Below are 20,720 nucleotides of genomic sequence, written 5' to 3'. Positions count from 1 at the left end.
AATGGAAGTGGTAGGTATGTGGCGGCATCGATTTTTGATCAAAGGTTCTGAACAGGAGTTGGCATGGCTGAATGCGCAAGCGCAGCGACGCTATTTATTGATGGCCATTCATGGAAATTGGTATCAGTTTAAAAAAGTGCCGACGATTTATCGGGTCTTTAGTGAGTATGTGCCACAAGCAGTCGCGGCTGACATGAGCAACAGTAACAGCGCGTTTCAAGTTCTTGCCCAAGTGCAAGTACAGCAACCAGATGTTCAGATTGTGTATACCGGCAGCGACCAACCAGCATTACAGCAAACGACAATGGCGCCAACTGATCCTAAGGTTCGTTTGCAAGTAGCTTTGCAGTTACGTGATCGGGCGATGAATACGATCAACCTCAGTCTTTATGCAGGGGTTGTGGTATGGGGATTGTTTTTGATACTGATCCTTCATCGGGGTGATACAGATTTAATAGGCGTCTGGATGCTAATGCTATTAGTAGGACTTCTCGCGGTATTAGGACTGTATCGGACGGCACATCGTTTGCAGAATCAAATCAGCCAGTTACGGCGTGACACTGAACAGTACGACGGGGCCTGGATGCCGACGATGCACGTTTTTGTGAGCGCATTGACTGCTGATCTTGACACCGAGGAACCGGCATTAAAGTCGTTAGGTCGGTGGACCTTAGTTGGTCATAGTAAAAAGGGCCAGTATTGGTATGATCTACAAACGCTAGCCAACGCGGCAGAAATCAAACAGACTTTACGACCGTTCATTGCGACTGACACTAACGTCAACGTTCTGAGCTGGTTAGGGCTCGCGCCACTGGGCTGGTTTGTGTGATTGGCAATAATTGTTTGTACAATTAACATATAAAACGTTAGACTATTCTGAGACTAACGTTTTTTTTGTGTTTACCGGTCTGATGATAATATAAATGATAAAAAGTGACATATAATCATAATAGTAGTATTCTAAATAAAAGACAAAGCTGGAATAGGTTGAGTGTTAGTTAATCAGCTGGAAATTAATGGATATTGTGCGAATTTTACTATAAAAGTTTTTTTATTCGTCACAAATATTTCATATAATCGGGTTAACTTAAATAGTACAAGCTCGATTGTGTTGAAGACAATTGAGCTGATTACACAGAAAGCTTAGTGAGGTGATTTTGATGCGACTTAAGGATTTAACTGGTGAGACTTTCAGCCGTTTGACCGTTATCGAACGGGCTGAAAGTGCGCCGAATGGTAATGCACGGTGGTTGTGTCAGTGTTCATGTGGACGACAAGTAGTTGTCGATAGTTATCGGTTACGGAAAGGGATTACGAAGAGCTGCGGCTGTTTACGGGCAGATGTTAGTCGAAAGAATATTTTTGAAAATCCGCAAACCCGTAAAAATATGGGACGTAGTGATAACTTACCGCTTTATCAGGGAACTTCGGTCGATCGATTGAAACCGAATAGCCGGAATCGGAGCGGGGTCATTGGTGTTTCCTTTGATCGGTGCTCACAGAAGTGGGTCGCACGGTTAATGTATCGGGGCCGCTTAGTTTTGAATCAGCAGTTTGCTGATATGGATGATGCCATCATGGCACGTAAGCAAGCAGAACAACGCTACGTTATGCCAGTGTTAGAAGAATATGCGAAATCAAGCGCGGATTAAGATGCGTACATAATTAGCATGCCAGGAGACTGGTGTGCTTTTTTTGCGATTATTACCCGGGAAATAAACGAGTTAGATTAATACCCGTGAGGACCGATTATTTGTGTTTATTGATCGAACTAGCTAAAATTAACAGGCAATTTAAATTAGAACGGAGGAACTTTGAGCATGGAAATGGGATTGGCAGGAAAACGGGTCTTGGTCACTGGTTCGACTAAGGGAATCGGACGGGCAATTGCGGTAGCATTTGCCAAGGAAGGCGCGGATGTGGTCATTAATGGTCGCCGCGCAGATACGGTGGCAGCGGTTGTGGATGAACTCGCAGCGGCATACCCAACAACTCATCCAGTGGCGGCACCGTATGATATTAGTGATCCGCAGCAAGCTGACAAAATGTTTCAACAAATTCCAACGGTTGACGTACTGGTCAACAATATGGGAATTTTTGGGCCAATGGCTTACGATGAGATTGACGATGCAACCTGGGAACGCTTCTTTAAAGTGAACGTGTTGTCTGGCAATCGGTTGGCAAAACATTATTTACCTGCAATGTTAGCCCAAGATTTTGGACGCATTATCTTTATTGCGAGTGAAGAAGCAGTTATGCCTTCGGGGGAAATGCCCCAATATTCGATGACTAAATCGATGAACCTTTCTTTAGCGAAGAGTCTGTCGAAGTTAACAGTTGGCAGCCACGTAACGGTTAACACGGTTATGCCCGGCTCGACATTAACAGAAGGTGTTCAGAAAATGTTAGATGATATGTATGCTGATTCAGATTTGCCAAAGGATCAGTGGGAGCATGACTTTATGATTAATCATCGACCACTATCACAAATTCAGCGTTTGATTCGGCCGGAAGAAATTGGTCGGTTAGCAGTGTTTGTCGCTAGTCCGTTTGCTAGCAGTTTTTCGGGTGAAGCATTGCGGGCGGATGGTGGGTTAGTCCCAACTATCTTCTAGTGGCTAATGAAGACGATATATCTTTCTGGTTCTGCCATAGAAATTCAGATGTCAAAAAACTGTTTTAGCGAGTAAAGTTTATCGCCAAAACAGTTTTTTTGTTGACTTGACTATCCTCAGAAGCCAGTTTCAAGCGGATTAGATGTTTAAAATAAAATTTTTAACTGATTGACTGGCTAGTCATTGACTTATTAGTCAACGGCGCCTATGATTGCAGCATCAACAATAAGATGCTCGAATTTGAAGGATGGGAGTGAGTCATATGGATAAAGAACCGTTATTAAGGATTAGTCACTTGCAAAAGCATTTCGGGAAGTTTCAGGCTCTCAAGGATATTAATTTTGAAATCAACGCGGGGGAAGTTTTTGGCTTTATCGGTCCGAATGGTGCTGGTAAATCAACCACCATTCGGGTACTACTTGGAATTTTAAAAGCTAGTGGTGGGCAGGCGACGATTTTTGGTCGCGATGTCTGGCGGGATAGTGTGGCGATTCATAAGCGAATTGCTTATGTGCCAGGCGATGTTTATTTATGGCCTAATCTAAGTGGTGGGGAAATTATTGACTTGTTTCTTAAACTAAACGGTGGTCAGCATACGGCTAAGACGGACGCGCTAATTAAACAATTCGAACTGGATCCGCGTAAAAAAGCGCGCACTTATTCTAAAGGTAATCGGCAAAAGGTGGCCTTGATTGCGGCACTCTCAACGGATGCTGATCTATATATTTTTGACGAACCAACGTCCGGACTGGATCCGCTAAATGAGCAGACGTTTCAAAATGAAGTATTGGCTTTAAAACGGCGAGAGAAGAGCGTCCTGTTATCTAGCCATATTCTGTCAGAAGTGGAAAAAATGTGTGATCGCATCGGTATTATCCGTGAGGGACAGATTGTTGAAACGGGGTCGTTAGCTGAGATGCGGCACTTGACCCGAACCACGGTCGATGTGCAAACACGACTGCCTTTGACTGACTTGACCACCCTAGCTGGTGTTCACGGGGTCACAGCGCGCCACGGAGATAACCACGTCAGTCTAGCCGTCGATGCTGACCAGTTGACGCCGGTAGTGCAGTACTTGGCGAGTCGGAAACTGATCAGCTTAACAACGACCCCACCAACGTTAGAAGATTTATTCATGCGCTATTACACGACCGAACAACAACCGGTGAAGGGGAAGTGATGCTGATGGCAACACAACTATTTGCTCGTACCGGATTACTGATACGGTTCAACTTACGACGAGATTGGAAAAAGTTGCTCATTTGGGTCGTCGTGTTGACGGGGCTATTCACGGCCATCGCCGCGAAGTTTGATGGTATTTATGGCACTCAGATGGCACTGAATGAAATTGTCAAAACGCTTAAAACGCCCGCGATGATTTCCTTATTTGGTGCGTTTTCGGCCAAATCGCCATATACGACGGCCAAGGTGTTTGCAACTGAAATGGTGGTTTTTATGGCCATCGTCATGATTGTGATGAATATCATGGTGGCCGTGGTTACGACGCGCGGGGATGAAGATGATGGCCTGCTAGAGCTAGTGCGTGCCCACGCGGTCGGTCGGTTAGCACCACTATTCGCCGGGGCAGCTGAGTTAACGGCGCTAAATGGTTTGATTGGTTTTCTTTTTGCCCTCGGGCTGACCGTCGCCAAGCTTCCGGGAGCGACGACGCCAGGTAATTGGTTAATTGGTCTGGGCTTAGGGGGCTTAGGCTGGGCTTTTGGAATGTTGACGCTGTTACTTGCACAGGTAATGACTAGTGCGAGTGGTACGACGATGCTGAGCTATTTGCTACTGGGCGTCATGTACGTTGCACGAATGGGCACGGATGTTAACCGTCCAGACCTGACTTGGTGGATCCCCTTTGGTTGGATTGAAAAATTAGATGCGTATCAAACCAATGATTGGTTACCAATCGGCCTGTATGTATTACTGGGTCTTGGTTGTTCAAGTTTGGCTGCAGCTCTTAATGCTTATCGGGACTTGGGCGCGGGCTTAGTCGAACCACGGCGCGGTCGGCGACAGGCTAGTGGTTTATTGCGGGGTCCCGTGACCCTATTATGGCGGCAGGCACATGGTCTGATTATTGCATGGCTACTAGGGAACTTTATCTTAGGTGCCGCGTATGCGTCCGTCTTTAATACGATTGGCGATCTGGCAAAGAGCAATCCAATGATCAAACAACTGCTAGGTGCGTCAGCTTTAGCAGCAGCGAATCGCTTGATCGTCAAAAATTTCATTGCTGTGTTGGCTATCGTCATGGTGATCGTTGCACTGGTTCCAGCAGTACAGTTAATGCTCAAACTGGTCAATGATGAACAAAAAGGCTATCTACATCAAGTTTATGCGACGGCCACATCACGTTGGCACGTGTGGGCAAGCTATACCGGCTGGGCAATCGTAACGGGACTGCTCGTTTTACTTGCCGGTCTAAGTGGTATGTATTTGATGGGCCTGACGAGTATGGTCAAGCCCATCAGTTGGGTGACCTATTGGCACGTGTTTGCGGCCTATGCACCGGCGATGTTAGTGATGGTAGCGGTGACGAGTGCCTTAGCGGGCTGGCGACCTAAATGGCGGTATGCTGCGTGGATCTGGGTATTTTACGCCTTCTTCTCATTGTATCTTGGTAATTTGATTGATTTGCCAAAATGGGCACGCCGTTTAACGCCCCTTGGCTTTGTTAACAAGGTACCAATCAAGCCCTTAGATGGAACGACAAGTAGCTGGTGCCTATTATTAACTGTGCTAATATTAGTAGTAGCAGCACTAAGTTATCGGCGGCGTGATCTAGCTCAGTAAACGAAAGGAGTGCGTGACATGGCAGTAAAACAACCTGTTCCTAAAGACCCGGCGAAGGTCGAGCGTATTATGCACGCGGCCATGCACACCTTTGCCGTCAGTGGCTATCGAGATGCTAAAACGGATGTGATTGCGTCCGCGGCAACGGTGTCTAAGGGCCTATTATTTCATTATTACGGTAGCAAACAGCGCTTGTATTTGGCCACTGTTCAGCTTGCTACTGACACGATTATTGCCACCATTAATCAACAAGTTTTTGATGTTCCAGATGACCTAGTCACGTTGATGGTGCGGAGTGCGCGTTACAAGGCGGCGTTTGGTAAAGACCACCCGGATGAAATGAAGGTCTTGATTGACGCCTATGGCGCGCTGGAGCGCTTGCCGGTAAAGATACAGGCACAAATGAAGATCCTGTATACTAAGTCGATGACTATTTCCCGGGAAATGATCAGTCAGGTGCTGGATAAAATGACGCTGCGTGCGGATGTTGATCGTGATGCAACGATTGCTTTGATTATGGGTGTTTACAATCAGATTTTTATGGAATTTCAGACCTATATGCGTGAGAATCATCAAGTTGAATCGATGGCCGATATCGAATGGGTGGTCAGTCGCGCAAAAACCTACATGGGGATTTTAGAACATGGGTTTATGGCGGCGGATTTAGATGACCAGCAGTAATAATACGTATCTTAGACAGCCGACGGATGTTTAATCCGGACGACTGTTTTTCGACCGGTGGATTCGGCAGCGTTTAATAGTGATAATGTTTATTCGCTTTTTTCGTTAGCAGGCTAAAAATGTGGTAAGTTAGACTTAATAGATGACGGATGAAGTGAGGGATCGGAATGGAATTACATTTAACGGCACGACAGACGGGATTGTGGCAACGGTTGATGGCACTGGCACGTGAGCAATTGATGGGACTCGCCATGCAGATGGAGTCGACTGGGAAAGTCGATCGACCGACACTGACAACGCTTGCCCAGCAATTGGCTTTGGACGATCCACTACCAGATGACCGCCTGAGCCAACGGGTTTTGAGTACATTAGCGCTGGCGCAAAGTTCAGCTGGGCTCGCTATGAGTTTTGCCAGTAGTTGGCAAGTTGAGGATGCAATATTAACGTTTGGAACCCCGCAACAACGCCAACGGTATTGTGCACAATCAGGTGTTTTTGGACTCGCGGCATTACCGGAACAAGTCATGGCTAGTAGTACCGTCAAAGCAACGCCGGTAACAGCTGGCTGGCAACTGTCCGGTGCGGTTAAAACGGTATTGAATGTTACACAGGCAACTGAGTATTTAGTTCTCGCACAGACACCACCGAATGCTACAGGGGCCTTTGTTATTAGTGCTGATCAGCCAGGCGTCACGGTCAGCCAACCAATAACCCCTTTAGGGTTACACGGATTGACCATCGCGGATGTTCAACTCACCGATGTCCCGGTTACGGCCGCTGATCAAATCGGTCAATTGGGACAAGGACAACGAGTGATGCAACGGGCGCAAAGCTTGGGGCAATTATTTGCCGGGGCGATTACAGCGGGAATATGGCAACATGCCACAGACCAGGCACGACAGTTAGCGCTGACAGAACAGCCGCCGTTAACTGCCTTGGCGCCAGCAATGGCGATTACGGCCGCCTTACAGACTAGTGTCTACAATGCGGCCCAACAGGCCGATGATGAGCGCCCATTTACAGACGCAGCGCAATTGGCGGCAATGTTTGCCAGCCAAAATGCCTTGGCGCCGTTTAAAATTTTGATGCCATTGATCGGTGATCTAGCCTATACGCAACACTCGCCGTTAAGTGCCTTGCAAAATGACGTGGCGACACTACCGTTGATTGTTGGCACGGATACGCAATTGGCGTTGACTTTTGCCACGACGAGCCTGAATGACGAAGTGGCCGATGTCCCGACAACGGGACCCCACACAGCTCCTGAGCACCTAGTCGTGGCCGACCTACATCGGGTCGTAAAACGCTTGAATTTGACTAGGGATGTGCCAGTCAATGTCGGCAGTATTGCTACGGCGAAACGCGTCGTGGCATTAGGTCGAGGCGCGATGGAACCGGCAGTATTGCTTCAAGCCCAACAATTGGCCAAGTGGATTGGTGCAGCATTGGCTGTTACCCAGCCGCTAACGGCTATGGAACAATTTAGCATTGAGCAACAAATTGGTGCCTCAGCAGTGACGGTTGCACCAGAAGTCTTGATCAACATTGGCGTCGCTGGTGATGATGATTACTTGGCTGGCATGGCTGGTGCGCAACACGTTCTTTCTGTGAATACGGATGAACAAGCGCCAATCTTCAAGCATTCACAACAAATTTTCGTGGGCGGTGCCGCTGAATTTTTGGCCGGAATGGTGGCAGCATTAAATTAATACGAAGTCGAGTTCGGCACTGTTGGTAGGTCTGACGGGGTCGTATGACAATCAATTGTTTGCACAAAAACTAAGGGTCACAGCAATGTACTGTGGCCCTTGGTTTTTTACTTAGCTTTAAATTAAGTACCACCAGTCATTACTTAATTAACGAAATAATTAATGACCACCGTCACTTAAAACGTGCGGTGAGCTGGTTCAGAATCGGAATCTTAAATAGGGCAATCAAGATAACTGAGTAGCAGACGTAGGTTATGACTTCTTGTATCATGCGCGTTGTTAGCAAAACTGACCATGGTGTTAAGTACATGAGATGAAGCCAGAGGCTGTTTAAAAACAAATTGAGAATAAAGACGACGATAAAGTTAGCGACGAGAACGCGCGTCAGTGAAGTTTGATGTTGAAAGGCGTATCCAAAGACTAACCCAGTCAGAAAAGCGGTTAGGATAAAACCAGGAAAAAAGGTGAACTTTGGGAAGAGCAGCATTCCGAGTAGGGAGGAAATCGCGCTACTGCCGGCTGTAACTAGTGGTGAAAATAAACGGGCCGTTAAACCAATAATAATAAACGCGAAGGATATCTTGGTTAGCAATAGTTGAATTGACAGTAAACTCCCTAAGATAAGTTGCATGGCAATTAAAGCACCGAGTAACGGGATACGCCGAACCGTGAGTGATGATGTCATAATAATTGAAGCCCCCTAAGTGTGTTGAATGTATTTTAGGGGAATTTGTTGAGAATTACTAGACCTGAAATTATTGGTTATAAGTAATATAAAAATATCGCTAGGAGAAACGCTATGACGTTATGTAGCGTTTCTCCTAGCGATCAATTAATCCGGAATATGGCTCCCGTTGGACATGGGTTGCAGTTATCGCTACAATGTTGATAAAAGGCAGTATGGAGGCGTTTGAATGGCATACATTACAAAAAAGAAAATTGCACAAGCCTTTCATGACGTCGTCCTAGTGAGGGGCTTTAGCCGAACTTCCGTGACGGCAATTATGAGCACCGCCGATTTTAGACGGCAAACATTTTATGATTATTTTCAAGATAAATATGAATTATTAACCTGGTTTATTGATGACACCCTGACTGAAACGGTTGAACATAATCTGAATTATTTGCCTTGGATCGACATTATTAAACTAGTTTGTTACGAGTTAGATGCGAATCGTCAATTTTATGCAGAATGTATTAACACGCAGCATGAAATTGACGTGACGGCACTTGTCGGTAACCACTTAGCCACGTTATTGACTGAACTAACGCACGCCAATACAACAGAAACGGCGGCCCTAATCTGGTTGCTGTGCTTGGGAATCGCACAATCGTTAACGCATAATATCGTTGCGAATCATCCTGAAGATTATGAGGTGCTTTCTCAGCACGCTATTGCGGCCATCGAAATGACACTCGAAATTTTGAACTAGTTAGGCCAAGCAGCAGTTTTGACGGGTCGGTTTAGAGCAGTTAACCAGTCAGGGTCGGCTAGGCTGAGTAAGGTTAATGACAACCCATGCATCCCGTTAGCAGTTAAAAAAGTTCCCACTTTGTTGAAGTCGATTGTTAGTGCGGCTAAGGTGAGTAATTCGTGAACATCATTATTGAACACCATGAGTTCCATGGGCGTTGTCCCACCGAGGGAGTTAACGAAAACGGCGTAATGGTCGTCAGCATGCCACTTAAAGTTGAGACGTAATTTACTAATTAATTCCTGTGCGAGTCGTTCTGACGATTGAAAAGGTTCACGCCGATAACCGGGTTCCCCGTGAATACCGATACCGTAATAAATTTCACCAGGATTCAAGTTAAACGATGCCGTTGACTGTCCTGGAATGCGGGCGCCGCTAGCAGCAACCCCAATCGTGTGAATGTTTGGCACTAGGGCGGCAGCGATGTGGGTCAATTCAGCGATAGAGGCCCCCTGAGCTGCAGCGGCACCAAGAATTTTATGCACTAAAATCGTGCCAGCAACTCCTCGTCGGCGCTGTTTTAAAGATTCATGATCCACGGAAATATCGTCTGCCACAATACATAGACCAGTTTGCCAATGTTCCTTTTGCAGTTGTTGTTGAGCAGCCGTAAACGCACTAACATCTGCTGGAAAATTTTTAACAATGAAAAAAACGCGACGCTGGCGTGTCACCTGTTTTGTGACTTTAACGATTTCTTGAGATGTAGGGGGTTGAAAAACCGTTCCCATGATTGCGGCAGTTAACATACCAGGCCCAACATAACCCCAGTGTGCCGGATCGTGACCGCTGCCCCCACCAGCAATTAACGGAATCTGATCATCTTGAAAGTTGCTGTCGTAACATCCGAATGTATTTGGTACCCATGTTAAATTTGGATAGGCCCATTGAATGCCCTGAGTTGCTTGACTCAGGGCATTTTGAGGTTCATTAATGATTTGCATGGGAACACCTTCTTATATTGTTAATTTGATTTTATTATAACGCATTCGAATGACCATGCTTGTCAGAAGCTGGCGGACAAAATAACGAAACTGTCCATTATTTTTGAAATCGGATTCATTTACAATTAACGTGTTAATTCGAGAAAGGAAGGACAACAAAAATGAAAAAAATAATTAATGATCCCAAGAATGTCGTCGACGAAATGGTTGATGGGTTAGTACGTGCCTATCCTCAGTATTTAACTAAATTACCGGATACCGAAGCAATGGTTCGTAGTGATCAAGATTCAATGCAGGGAAAAGTTGGAATTGTTAGTGGTGGCGGGAGTGGTCATGAGCCCGCCCACGCCGGCTTTGTTGGCCCTGGCATGCTCAGCGCTGCCGTGGCAGGACAGGTTTTCACCTCACCGACGCCAGACCAAATTTATGCGGCAATTAAGGCTGTCGATCAAGGTAAGGGCGTTTTCTTAGTCGTGAAGAATTATTCTGGTGATGTCATGAATTTCGATATGGCGAAAGATATGGCTGAATTAGATGATATTCAAGTTAAATCGATTGTCGTTGATGATGACATTGCTGTTAAGGATAGTTTATATACTCAGGGTCGTCGCGGGGTTGCCGGCACTATCTTTATGCATAAGATACTTGGGGCGGCCGCGGATCAAGGCGTTGATTTGGATGATTTAGAAAGTTTAGCAACGCATGTTTTACCACGGATTAAAACGATTGCGGTCGCATTATCCGCAGCGACGGTTCCGGAAGTCGGCAAACCTGGCTTTGAATTGGCAGATGATGAAATCGAGTTTGGCGTCGGAATCCATAGCGAACCAGGTTATCGGCGCGAAAAAATCAAGCCATCCAAACAACTTGTTCAGGAATTGCTAGGTAAATTAGATGATGAATTACACCTACAGTCAGATCATCAGTATGCGTTCTTGGTTAATGGTATGGGAGCGACGCCATTGATGGATCAGTATGTCTTTTGCCATGACTTGTTGGATGAACTGGCAACACGGCACATTCAACCGGCCTTTATGAAGGTTGGTAATTATATGACTTCGATTGATATGGCCGGTATTTCACTGACGATATTCGATGTTGCTGAATCTCAATGGCTAGATTACTTACAGTACCCGGTCAAAACAATCGCGTGGTCATAAGGAGGAATTGAGAATGTTAACAGTTGAGAACACAACAGTATGGCTGAATAAGTTTGCTGATCAGATTGAACAACACCAAAGTTACCTAAGTGAATTAGATACGCCGATTGGCGATGGTGACCATGGGGGTAATATGGCTCGGGGCCTAGCAGCAGTTAAGGCAGCACTTGCCACGCAACCAGCAGACATAACTAAACTATTTCAAGCAACGGCGATGGCATTGATTAGCAAAGTCGGTGGTGCTTCTGGACCATTGTACGGAACAGCTTTCTTAGAAATGGCAAAGCAAAGTAAGATTGATAGCGATTTAGGTGGATTGTTGGCCGCTGCATTAGCTGGGATTGAAAAGCGGGGTGGCGCGACAACCGGCGATAAGACGCTGATTGATGTGTGGGCGCCGGTTGTTCAGGCGGTCCAAGCGGGCGAATTGACGCAGGATGTTATCGATGATGCAGTTGCTAGCACCGAACCGATGGTGGCTAAAAAAGGGCGAGCATCCTATCTAGGTGAACGTTCAGTGGGACACCTTGATCCAGGTGCTGTCTCGAGTGGTTATTTATTTACAACGTTACTGGATACGGAGGGAATCTTATGAGTTTAGGAATTGTAGTTGTTTCACACGTCCCAGAAATTGCCGCAGGTATTCAGCGTTTGTTAGGGCAAGTTGCCCAGGACGTTTCGATTACGATTGCTGGTGGTACGGATGACAATCAAGTCGGAACCAGCCTGACCAAAATTACACAAGCGTTTGATGCAAATCATGCGGATGAACTCTTGGCCTTTTATGATCTTGGTAGTGCCAAAATGAATCTGGAAATGGCCATTGAAATGAGTGATAAAACGGTCCATTTATATGATACGGCACTCATTGAGAGTGCCTACACGGCCGCATCGCTATTACAGGCGGCTGTGCCACTTGCGGATGTCGAAGCTCAATTAGCGCCATTAAAAATCAAGTAGGATGGTGACGAAACATGCACGGTTTTTTAGGTGAATTTTTAGGTACCATGGTGTTAATTGTATTTGGGGTTGGTAGTGGTGCCGCCATGAATTTAAAGGGTAATTATGCACGCCATCAGAATTGGACGTTTATTTGCTTGGCGTGGGGCCTAGCCGTTACGTTTGGGGTCTATGTTGCCGGACAATTTGGTTCGGATGGTCATCTAAATCCAGCGGTGACAGTTGGTTTTGCGTTATTCGGTTATTTGCCAATGGCTAACGTTTGGCCGTACTTATTAGGCCAGTTCTTAGGGGCCTTTATCGGCGCGGTAATCGTTATTATTCAGTACTACCCACACTTTCAAGCTGCCAAAACGGCGGCAGATGGCAATCAAGTTGGCATTTTTGCAACTGGTCCAGCCATCAGTAACCCGGTATTTAATTTTCTAAGCGAAACGATTGCGACCTTCTTCTTTATCTTCGTGTTGTTGAATCTCGGTAACTTTACCCAGGGATTAAAGCCATTGATGGTGGGGCTGCTCATTGTTGTCGTTGGTCAGACCTTGGGTGGAACCACAGGCTTTGCGATTAATCCGGCGCGTGATTGGGCACCACGATTAGCCTACACGATTCTCCCGGTTCCTAATAAAGGGTTGGCTAATTGGGGTTATGCCTGGGTTCCAATGTTTGGTCCATTGCTTGGTGGTATTTTGGCAGCTGGTCTGGAAACAATTATTAGTTAAATACTCACAACTGTGCCGATTTTGTTGGGCGCAGTTTTTTGTTATAAAGTATAATTAAATAAATAATGCAAGTTTATGCAATCGCTTGCAATAACGATGAAAACGTTTTATATTTAATGAGATGGATTCAAATAGATCGGGGGGATCATGATGGCAACGATCAAAGATGTTGCCCAGCGCGCAGGTGTTTCGCCTTCAACAGCGTCACGTGCAATGCATGGTAGCAAGATTATCAGTAAGCCAACACGTGACAAGGTCATTAAAGCGGCGCGGGAGTTAAATTACGCGCCGGATTTTAATGCGCAGAATTTAGCAACTAAGGCTAGTAATACAATCGGGGTGGTACTACCAGTAGATCATCACGAAATCTTTTCTAACCCATTTTTCTTAGAGATGATTCGGGGTATCAATGAAGTTTGTAGTAAGAATGGCGCAATGACAACGCTAGCAACGGGGATTTCAAGTGATGAACTGGTGCATAATATTGATGTCATGATTGCACAAGGCCATATCAAAACTTTTATTTTACTGTATTCTGAAAAAAATGACCCAGTTGTTGAGCGCTTGAAGCAATTTGATGTCCAATACGTTGTGATTGGTAAACCTTACCAAGACGTCAATAAAACATCGTATGTTGATAATGATAATATCCAAGCCGGAACGGATGCAGCCCAATATCTAATTGATCATGGACACCGGCGCATTGGGTTTTTGTATTCGGATTTATCACGGATGGTGCAAAGTGATCGGATGCTTGGCTATCAACGTGTAATGATGCAAAATCAGTTACCAAATATTATGTTGGAAGAACGGTTTGAGACTCATGCGGCGGGTGTTAAAACACTACATAAGTTTTTTGAACAGTATCCAGATGTTACCGGGTTTGTGGCCGTAGATGATATGTTGGCGTTGAAATTACAACAGGTTCTCCATAATGATCCGAACTGGAAAGTTAAACAATTCTCACTGATTGGTTTTAATAACTCCATTTTTTCTGATTTAGCGCACCCGATGCTGACATCGATTGCGGTCTTTCCACAGCGTTTAGGTGAAGAAGCGGCCAAGATTGCGATGGCTGACCATCCTGCTGATGAATTATCAACGGCAGTAATTGTGCCTCATCAAATTGTTAAACGCCATTCCGTCCACCAAATCAAGTCCTTACAGTAGTAAGTTAGGGGGGTATTTTGATTATGATAACGCTAAACGATGTCGCGAAAAAAGCTAATGTCTCAAAAATGACAGTTTCACGAGTCATTAATCATCCGGAACAGGTTCGTCCTGAGCTTCGAGAGATGATTTTAAATGTGATGACACAGCTAGACTATCATCCGAATGCGGCAGCGCGAGCGCTAGTAGGGCGGAGAACCCGGGTTGTAAAATTAACGATTTTTGAAGACATGGACACGACGGAACCCTATTACATGATGTTGCTCGCGGGGATTGCGAATGAATTGAATCAACATCAATACGCCTTGCAGATTGCGACGCGCAATAGCTATGAGGTTGGCGAATGTGATGGCTATATTTTGACTGGTATTCGGCAAGCCGATTACGCATGGGTCGAACGTCTTAATCAGCCAGTCGTCTTTGTTGGTAGCAATCGTCAGGGATACGACTACGTTGATACTAATAATTATCAGGCGGTCTGGGAAAGTACACGTTATGCCGCGGAACAGGGCTATACGCATCTTGTCTTTATTGGTATCGCTATTGCCGAACCGTTTGAGCTAGATCGTGAACGAGGTTTTCGAGAGTACGTCACGACACATCATATTAGCGCTCAGATTATTCGATTAGCCAATCATTCACACGTTGCAACTGCGTATGTGAAGAGCCATTGGTCTGGTTTTCCACGTAATACGGCGTTTATTTGTGCAAGTGATCGGTTGGCGATCGGCGTTGAAACGGCAATTATTAATCAAGGTGGTCGCGTTCCCATAGAATATGGCATTATCGGTTTTGATGGCGTGTTATTAAATCAGATTGCAGCCAAACGGTTGACAACGATGAAGCAACCGCTTGAAGCAATGGGACGAGCTGCTGCACGGCTATTATTGGCTAATATCAACCATACTGATCGTTCTCGCGGGCGGCATGATCAAGAAAAAATCATCATTAATTCACGGTTGTCGGTGGCTGAATCGACCCGTTAAAGAGGAGTCTGGATAGATGAGCAAGCATTGGTATGATCAACAAACGATTTATCAAATATATCCTAAGAGTTTTAACGATAGTAATCACGATGGCATTGGTGATATTCCGGGAATTACCGCGAAGATTCCCTATTTGAAGCAACTTGGGATTACCACGATATGGTTAAACCCAATTTATCAATCACCCCAGGTTGATAATGGCTACGATGTTTCGGATTACTACCAAGTTGATTCGAGCTTAGGGACCATGACGGACGTTGAGACGCTCATTAAAACGGTCCATGAGCACGGCATGTATCTTATCTTTGACTTTGTCTTGAATCATACTTCAGATCAGCATCCATGGTTCAAGCAAGCTCTCGCTGATCCACAGAGTAAGTATCGGGACTACTATTTATGGCAAGATCCCGCAGCCGATGGTGGGCGCCCAAACAACTGGGGCTCATTTTTCGGTGGCAGTGTTTGGGCGAAGGATCCGGCAGGCGGCTCACAGTATTATTTCCACTTGTTTGATAAACGGATGCCGGACCTCAATTGGAAGAATCCGGCAGTGCAACAGGCGATGCGTGATGTTGCTGAGTTTTGGGTTGAAAAGGGGATTGATGGTCTCCGGTTAGATGCGTTTATTCATCTGGCTAAAGCAGATTTTCGCCAAACTTATCCAAATCGGACTGGTGATTCGACACCCATCATTAGCGATATGTTTTATGCCCACTTACCGAAAGTGCATCAGTACTTACACGACTTTGTCGCCGTAATCAAAGCTAAGCACCCGGATACGTACGTCGTCGGTGAAGCGTCATCCGCTGACCCCCATTTGATGGTCGACTATACGACACCAGGTACGGATGAGTGTGATCAAGTGATTACGTTCAGAACTTTTGCGGACGACAATACCCAGGATGATCCGAGCTTCTCCGACACATTTCAGCCCCGACCGATGGATGTGACGGCCTATAAGCAAAATACGGTCGGTATTCAAGCGGCTTTAGCAGACACCAGTCTACCAACACTTTACTGGAATAATCATGATATGGCTCGGGTCGCCACGCGTTACGGTGATCCTGATTATCCGCAAGCAAGTGCCAAGGCGTTAGCGACGGCCCTGTATTTGCAGCGTGGCATTCCCATTATTTATTATGGGGAAGAATTAGGATTAACAAATATCCGTTATCATGATATTGCGGACTTTGAAGACCAGACGGTACCCACCTTTGTTGCGAGCGCTCAAGCCGCTGGTAAGTCTAAGGTGGAAATCATGCGGATGTTGAATCAAACTCATAAAATGGCGGGGCGCGGCCCCATGCAATGGGACAATACGGTTTATCATGGTTTCTCTGACCACTTACCATGGAAACATGGTGATACTGATGACATGAATGCGCAAGCAGAAATCGCTGACCCCGACAGTATTTATCACTATTATCAACAGTTGCTGCAGCTAAAGCAGTGCGCACCCTTTACTAATGGTCAGTTCATTATGCTCGGAAGTGCTGAACAACTCTTTACCTACCTCATTGATGATGGTCAAAAACAAGCAGCGATAGTTTGTAATTTAAGTGCGCAAGCGCAAACGTATCTGTTGCCGTTTGTTGGTGGTAAAGTGTTGCTTGTACAGGGTGGTGCAACATATAGGGGACGCCAAGTGACGTTACCAGCTTGGAGTAGCTTAGTCGTTAAATCGGCATAAGCAATGTGAGTGCATGATTATCCTAAAATTGGTATATATAAATCATGTGATGTATTTTAATTAACTTATCAATCTTTATATAAATTGGTATAAAGGTTGATGGACCAATAAATCCTAACGTTTTTAAGCGTTAGGATTTATTTTTGGTATGATTCTGTTAACGTTAACATTACGAAAACGCTTGCGAAAGCGTTTGCACAGTTGCATAATAAATTATGGTAAATGAATTAAGATACTTCGCAAGGAGGAAGCACTATGAGTACTTGGAAAAAGTTGGGGATGGGTGCCCTAGCCACTGGTTTAGCACTCACGCTCGTAGGTTGTGGTAATAGTAAATCTTCATCTAGTAGTTCAAAGATGGACAAGACGTTAAAGGTTTCAGCGGATCCTTCATATAAGTCATACATGAAATCGGTGATTCCAAAGTTTGAAAAGAAGTACAACGTTAAGGTTAAGGTTTCATACAAGGCCATGCTTGATGAAGACGATGCTTTGAAGCTGGATGGTCCTTCCGGCAAGGGTCCTGATGTTTTAATGGCACCATACGACCGGGTTGGTCAAATGGCGTCACAAGGTCAACTATCAACAGTCAAGTTGACCAGTGGTCGTTACAACGCAACGGGGAAGAAATCTGTTACTTATAAGAATAAGGTTTATGCAGCGCCTGTAACGATCGAATCTGACGTTCTGTACTACAACAAGAAGCTAATCAAGACTGCACCTAAGAACTTCAAGGAACTTGAAAAGTTAGCTTCTGACAAGAAGTATGCTTACGCTAATGATAAGACTAAGTCAGTTGCCTTCTTGACTCAATGGACAAACTTCTACAATGCCTTTGGTGTCATCAAAGGTTATGGTGGTTACGTCTTTGCTGATGGCAATACGAACGCCAAGAAGATGGGCTTGAACAATTCTGGCGCCGTTGAAGGTTTAACTTACATGACGAAGTGGTTTACGAAGTACTGGCCAAGTGGGATGCAAAATGTCACTTCTAACGAAAACTTTGTGACCTCACAATTTACGTCTAATAAGACTGCTGCTGTTATTGATGGCCCTTGGATGGCTGCAACTTACAAGAAGTCTAATATCGATTATGGTGTTGCTGTTTTACCTAAGTTGAATAACGGCAAAGATTATCAAGCGTTTGCCGGTGGTAAAGCTTGGGCAATCTCAAACTACTCTAAGCATAAGACTGCTGCACAAGCTTGGTTAGACTTCATCTCTAACAAGACTAACCAAAACAAGCTTTACAAGTCTGCTAGTGAAATTCCAGCAAACACAGCTGCTCGTAAGGAAGCTGTAAGTACTGGCGATGACATGGCTACGGCCGTTTCAAAGCAATACGACAAGGATGTTCCTTTGATCAACTTACCACAAATGTCAGAAGTTTGGACACCAGCACAAACGATGGTTACCAATGCTGCTAGCGGCAAGATGACACCAAAGCAAGCTGCTAATAAAGCGCAAAAGACGATCTTAACTAATATCTCACAAAAGTATGATAAGTAATTAAAATTGTAATTTAAGGGGGCTGAAACAAAATTCGTTTTGTCTCAGCCTTTTTAAAAGGAAAAATGCACGATATTTAGAATTTATTTAGGAAAGGGGTGCGGGCGACATGCAAGTCAAGGATGTAAAGAAAGCGCAACGCCTGTCAATTATTCCCGGGCTCGGTCAGCTGTATAACGGTCAGACCATAAAAGGTGTTGGCTTCATTATTATTCTATTGGCATTTATTGCTGAGTTCATCTTCGGGGGCTTTAGCGCATTTGCCAATTTAGTCACATTGGGTTCAGTCTCAATGGAAGACAACTCTTTGTTCATGATGATCTATGGGACGTTGCAGATTCTATTGACAATTGTGTTTATCGTATTTTATATTGCAAACCTTTACGATGCGAAACACGTTGCACAGTTAATTAATAATGGTAAAAAGGTCTCCCATACGTTTAAAGAGTTAGGTGCGAGTTTAGTAGATGGTGGCTTTGCTTATTTATTAACCACACCGGCCTATATTTTAATGGTTTTTACGATTGTGTTCCCAGTATTGGTTACACTACTGATGGCTTTTACGAACTATGATTTTGCGCATATTCCACCAGCTATGTTATTGGATTGGATTGGGTTCAAAAACTTCACATCAATGTTCTTCTTGAGTAGTTACCGGGCAACCTTCAACGCTGTTTTTGGTTGGACCGTTATTTGGACCGTATGTGCAACCACGTTACAAATTATTATTGGGATTGCCACCGCAGTAATTGCTAATCAAAACTTCATCAAAGGTAAGCGCTTCTTCGGAGTGATTTTCTTGCTTCCTTGGGCGATTCCAGCGTTTGTATCAATTATGAGTTTTTCAAACATTTTTAATGATTCAGCTGGTGCGATCAATGTGCAGGTCATCGGCTTATGGAATACGTTAGTTCCATTTGCTCACATTGCGCCGATCCACTGGATGACGGATACGTTCTGGACTAAAGTTGCTATTATTATGATTCAAGGTTGGTTAGGATTCCCGTACATTTACGTTATGATTACTGGTATACTGCAAGCGATTCCAGAAGATCTCTACGAAGCCGCAACGCTAGATGGTGCGACAGTAATGCAAAAGTTCAACAAGATTACGTTGCCAACGATTTTTGCTATTGCAGCGCCAATCTTTGTGACGCAGTATACGTTTAACTTCAATAACTTCTCGATGATCTATCTGTTTAACCAAGGTGGCCCTGGTGATGTCGGTGCTAACGCCGGTGGGACGGATATCCTGATCTCATGGATCTACAAGTTAACAACGGGGACGTCACCACAGTATTCATTGGCCGCGGCCGTTACGTTGATTATTTCCGTCTTAGTTATCGGGATCTCATTGATTGTCTTCAAGAAGACCCACGCGTTTGAAATGGGGGACTAGTGTTATGGATAATGCACAAGCAGTGGCACCTAAGAATGCCAATTCAAAGCAAAATAGCGCGCGTCGGCACCGTTTCTGGAAAGAATTCTTTACGTATCTGTATATGGTCATTCTCGGAATTATTATTATTTATCCCGTTTTGATCACATTCATCACGGCGTTTAAGGATGCTAACGTGCAAGCCTTCGTCCTTGATTTTGGTGGTAAGTGGACGTTGGTTAACTTTAAGAACTTATTTACGCAAACCCTGTATGGTAGCTGGTATTTGAATACCATGATTATTTCAGTCTCATGTATGGTCATTCAAGTCATCGTTGTGACGTTAGCCGGCTATGTTTATAGTCGTTACCGTTTTGCTGGTAAAAAGTTCAGTCTAACGTTTTTCATCGTAATTCAAATGGTACCAACCATGGCCGCTTTGACTGCTTACTACGTCTTAGCTAACATGTTGAACGCTTTGGACCATTACTGGTTCTTGACCGCAATTTACATTGGTGGTGGGATCCCACAGAACACTTGGCTGATGAAAGGTTACTTTGACAATGTTCCGTATGATTTGGATGAATCAGCTAAGTTGGATGGTGCTGGTAATTTCAAGATTTTCTGGTCAATTGTCTTACCATTAGTTAAACCAATGATTGCGGTTCAAGCGTTATGGGCCTTCATGTCACCAGTTCAAGATTACCTGATGGCGAAGTTCTTATTGACGTCTGAATCACATTATACGGTTGCCGTAGGGCTCCAGACATTCATTAATAACGCTCAAAATCAACAAGTTGTGCTCTTCTCAGCGGGGGCAATCTTAGTCGCGTTACCAATTGCTGCCTTGTTCTTCTACTTACAGCGGTTCTTCGTTTCAGGATTGCTCGCTGGTGGCAGCAAGGGTTAACTCAAATAT

Annotated in this window: 20 protein-coding genes; 18 read left to right on the top strand and 2 right to left on the bottom strand. The window is 44.8% G+C overall.

All coding sequences use genetic code 11. From position 1 onward, the window contains the following. The first annotated feature begins 16 nt into the window (after positions 1–16). From E5260_RS14655 to E5260_RS14625, 7 genes are all read left to right on the top strand, one after another. Positions 17–829 (top strand): hypothetical protein, encoded by an 813-nt coding sequence (locus tag E5260_RS14655; protein WP_022638080.1) that lies wholly within the window; start codon positions 17–19, stop codon positions 827–829. A 331-nt stretch (positions 830–1,160) separates the two neighbouring features. Continuing rightward, a complete protein-coding gene (locus E5260_RS14650) occupies positions 1,161–1,652 on the top strand; it encodes a hypothetical protein (protein WP_003641754.1) in 492 nt (163 codons plus the stop codon). A 168-nt stretch (positions 1,653–1,820) separates the two neighbouring features. Further along, a complete protein-coding gene (locus E5260_RS14645) occupies positions 1,821–2,615 on the top strand; it encodes an SDR family NAD(P)-dependent oxidoreductase (protein ID WP_003641755.1) in 795 nt (264 codons plus the stop codon). A 262-nt stretch (positions 2,616–2,877) separates the two neighbouring features. Further along, positions 2,878–3,795 carry an ABC transporter ATP-binding protein gene (locus E5260_RS14640; protein ID WP_011100907.1) on the top strand — a complete coding sequence of 306 codons (918 nt, stop codon included), beginning with the start codon at positions 2,878–2,880 and terminating at the stop codon, positions 3,793–3,795. A gap of 5 nt (positions 3,796–3,800) precedes the next feature. Continuing rightward, the gene (locus tag E5260_RS14635) at positions 3,801–5,417 is read left to right on the top strand and encodes an ABC transporter permease (protein ID WP_011100908.1); all 1,617 of its coding nucleotides are present in this window, start codon (positions 3,801–3,803) and stop codon (positions 5,415–5,417) included. An 18-nt stretch (positions 5,418–5,435) separates the two neighbouring features. Next, on the top strand, positions 5,436–6,098 hold the full coding sequence (locus E5260_RS14630; protein ID WP_003641758.1) for a TetR/AcrR family transcriptional regulator: 663 nt from the start codon (positions 5,436–5,438) through the stop codon (positions 6,096–6,098). Between the two features lie 167 nt (positions 6,099–6,265). Then, positions 6,266–7,807, top strand: a complete 1,542-nt coding sequence (locus E5260_RS14625) for an FAD-binding protein (RefSeq protein ID WP_003641759.1) — start codon at positions 6,266–6,268, stop codon at positions 7,805–7,807. Between the two features lie 172 nt (positions 7,808–7,979). On the opposite strand, the gene E5260_RS14620 is transcribed toward E5260_RS14625, so the two are convergent. Next, positions 7,980–8,492 carry a folate family ECF transporter S component gene (locus E5260_RS14620; RefSeq protein ID WP_003641760.1) on the bottom strand — a complete coding sequence of 171 codons (513 nt, stop codon included), beginning with the start codon at positions 8,490–8,492 and terminating at the stop codon, positions 7,980–7,982. 229 nt (positions 8,493–8,721) lie between these two features. On the opposite strand from E5260_RS14620, the gene dhaS reads away from it, so the two are divergent. After that, positions 8,722–9,240, top strand: a complete 519-nt coding sequence (dhaS, locus tag E5260_RS14615; protein WP_003641761.1) for a dihydroxyacetone kinase transcriptional activator DhaS — start codon at positions 8,722–8,724, stop codon at positions 9,238–9,240. Here the strand turns inward: dhaS and dhaQ are convergent. After that, positions 9,237–10,226, bottom strand: coding sequence for a DhaKLM operon coactivator DhaQ (gene dhaQ / locus E5260_RS14610; protein ID WP_003641762.1), 990 nt, complete (start codon positions 10,224–10,226; stop codon positions 9,237–9,239). The genes dhaS and dhaQ overlap by 4 nt on opposite strands. Before the next feature lie 161 nt (positions 10,227–10,387). Here dhaQ and dhaK point away from each other — a divergent pair, with 161 nt between their 5' ends. The 10 genes from dhaK (at position 10,388) to E5260_RS14560 (ending at position 20,711) form a co-directional block, all read left to right on the top strand. After that, positions 10,388–11,386 carry a dihydroxyacetone kinase subunit DhaK gene (gene dhaK / locus E5260_RS14605; RefSeq protein ID WP_003641763.1) on the top strand — a complete coding sequence of 333 codons (999 nt, stop codon included), beginning with the start codon at positions 10,388–10,390 and terminating at the stop codon, positions 11,384–11,386. Positions 11,387–11,399: 13 nt separating this feature from the next. After that, positions 11,400–11,981 carry a dihydroxyacetone kinase subunit DhaL gene (gene dhaL / locus E5260_RS14600; protein ID WP_003641764.1) on the top strand — a complete coding sequence of 194 codons (582 nt, stop codon included), beginning with the start codon at positions 11,400–11,402 and terminating at the stop codon, positions 11,979–11,981. Further along, complete coding sequence (gene dhaM / locus E5260_RS14595) at positions 11,978–12,346, top strand: dihydroxyacetone kinase phosphoryl donor subunit DhaM (RefSeq protein ID WP_003641765.1); 369 nt, start codon at positions 11,978–11,980, stop codon at positions 12,344–12,346. The genes dhaL and dhaM overlap by 4 nt, the downstream gene beginning before the upstream one ends. A 14-nt stretch (positions 12,347–12,360) precedes the next feature. Next, complete coding sequence (locus E5260_RS14590; protein WP_003641766.1) at positions 12,361–13,068, top strand: MIP/aquaporin family protein; 708 nt, start codon at positions 12,361–12,363, stop codon at positions 13,066–13,068. Between the two features lie 150 nt (positions 13,069–13,218). Beyond that, positions 13,219–14,238, top strand: coding sequence for a LacI family DNA-binding transcriptional regulator (locus E5260_RS14585; RefSeq protein WP_003643677.1), 1,020 nt, complete (start codon positions 13,219–13,221; stop codon positions 14,236–14,238). A 23-nt stretch (positions 14,239–14,261) separates the two neighbouring features. Next, entirely contained in the window at positions 14,262–15,224 is a 963-nt protein-coding gene (locus E5260_RS14580) for a LacI family DNA-binding transcriptional regulator (RefSeq protein WP_003641768.1), read from the top strand. 16 nt (positions 15,225–15,240) lie between these two features. Then, positions 15,241–16,914 (top strand): alpha-glucosidase, encoded by a 1,674-nt coding sequence (locus tag E5260_RS14575; protein WP_003641769.1) that lies wholly within the window; start codon positions 15,241–15,243, stop codon positions 16,912–16,914. 255 nt (positions 16,915–17,169) lie between these two features. Further along, complete coding sequence (locus E5260_RS14570; protein WP_003641770.1) at positions 17,170–18,423, top strand: extracellular solute-binding protein; 1,254 nt, start codon at positions 17,170–17,172, stop codon at positions 18,421–18,423. A 109-nt stretch (positions 18,424–18,532) separates the two neighbouring features. Next, positions 18,533–19,822: a carbohydrate ABC transporter permease gene (locus tag E5260_RS14565; RefSeq protein WP_003641771.1), complete on the top strand. Its 1,290-nt coding sequence runs from the start codon at positions 18,533–18,535 to the stop codon at positions 19,820–19,822. A 4-nt stretch (positions 19,823–19,826) separates the two neighbouring features. Continuing rightward, positions 19,827–20,711 carry a sugar ABC transporter permease gene (locus tag E5260_RS14560; protein WP_003641772.1) on the top strand — a complete coding sequence of 295 codons (885 nt, stop codon included), beginning with the start codon at positions 19,827–19,829 and terminating at the stop codon, positions 20,709–20,711. Positions 20,712–20,720: the final 9 nt, after the last annotated feature.

It is taken from the genome of Lactiplantibacillus plantarum, assembly GCF_014131735.1.
GTDB lineage: Bacteria > Bacillota > Bacilli > Lactobacillales > Lactobacillaceae > Lactiplantibacillus > Lactiplantibacillus plantarum.
Note: the sequence above shows the minus strand (reverse complement) of the source record. Positions and strands in the feature narration are given on the sequence as shown.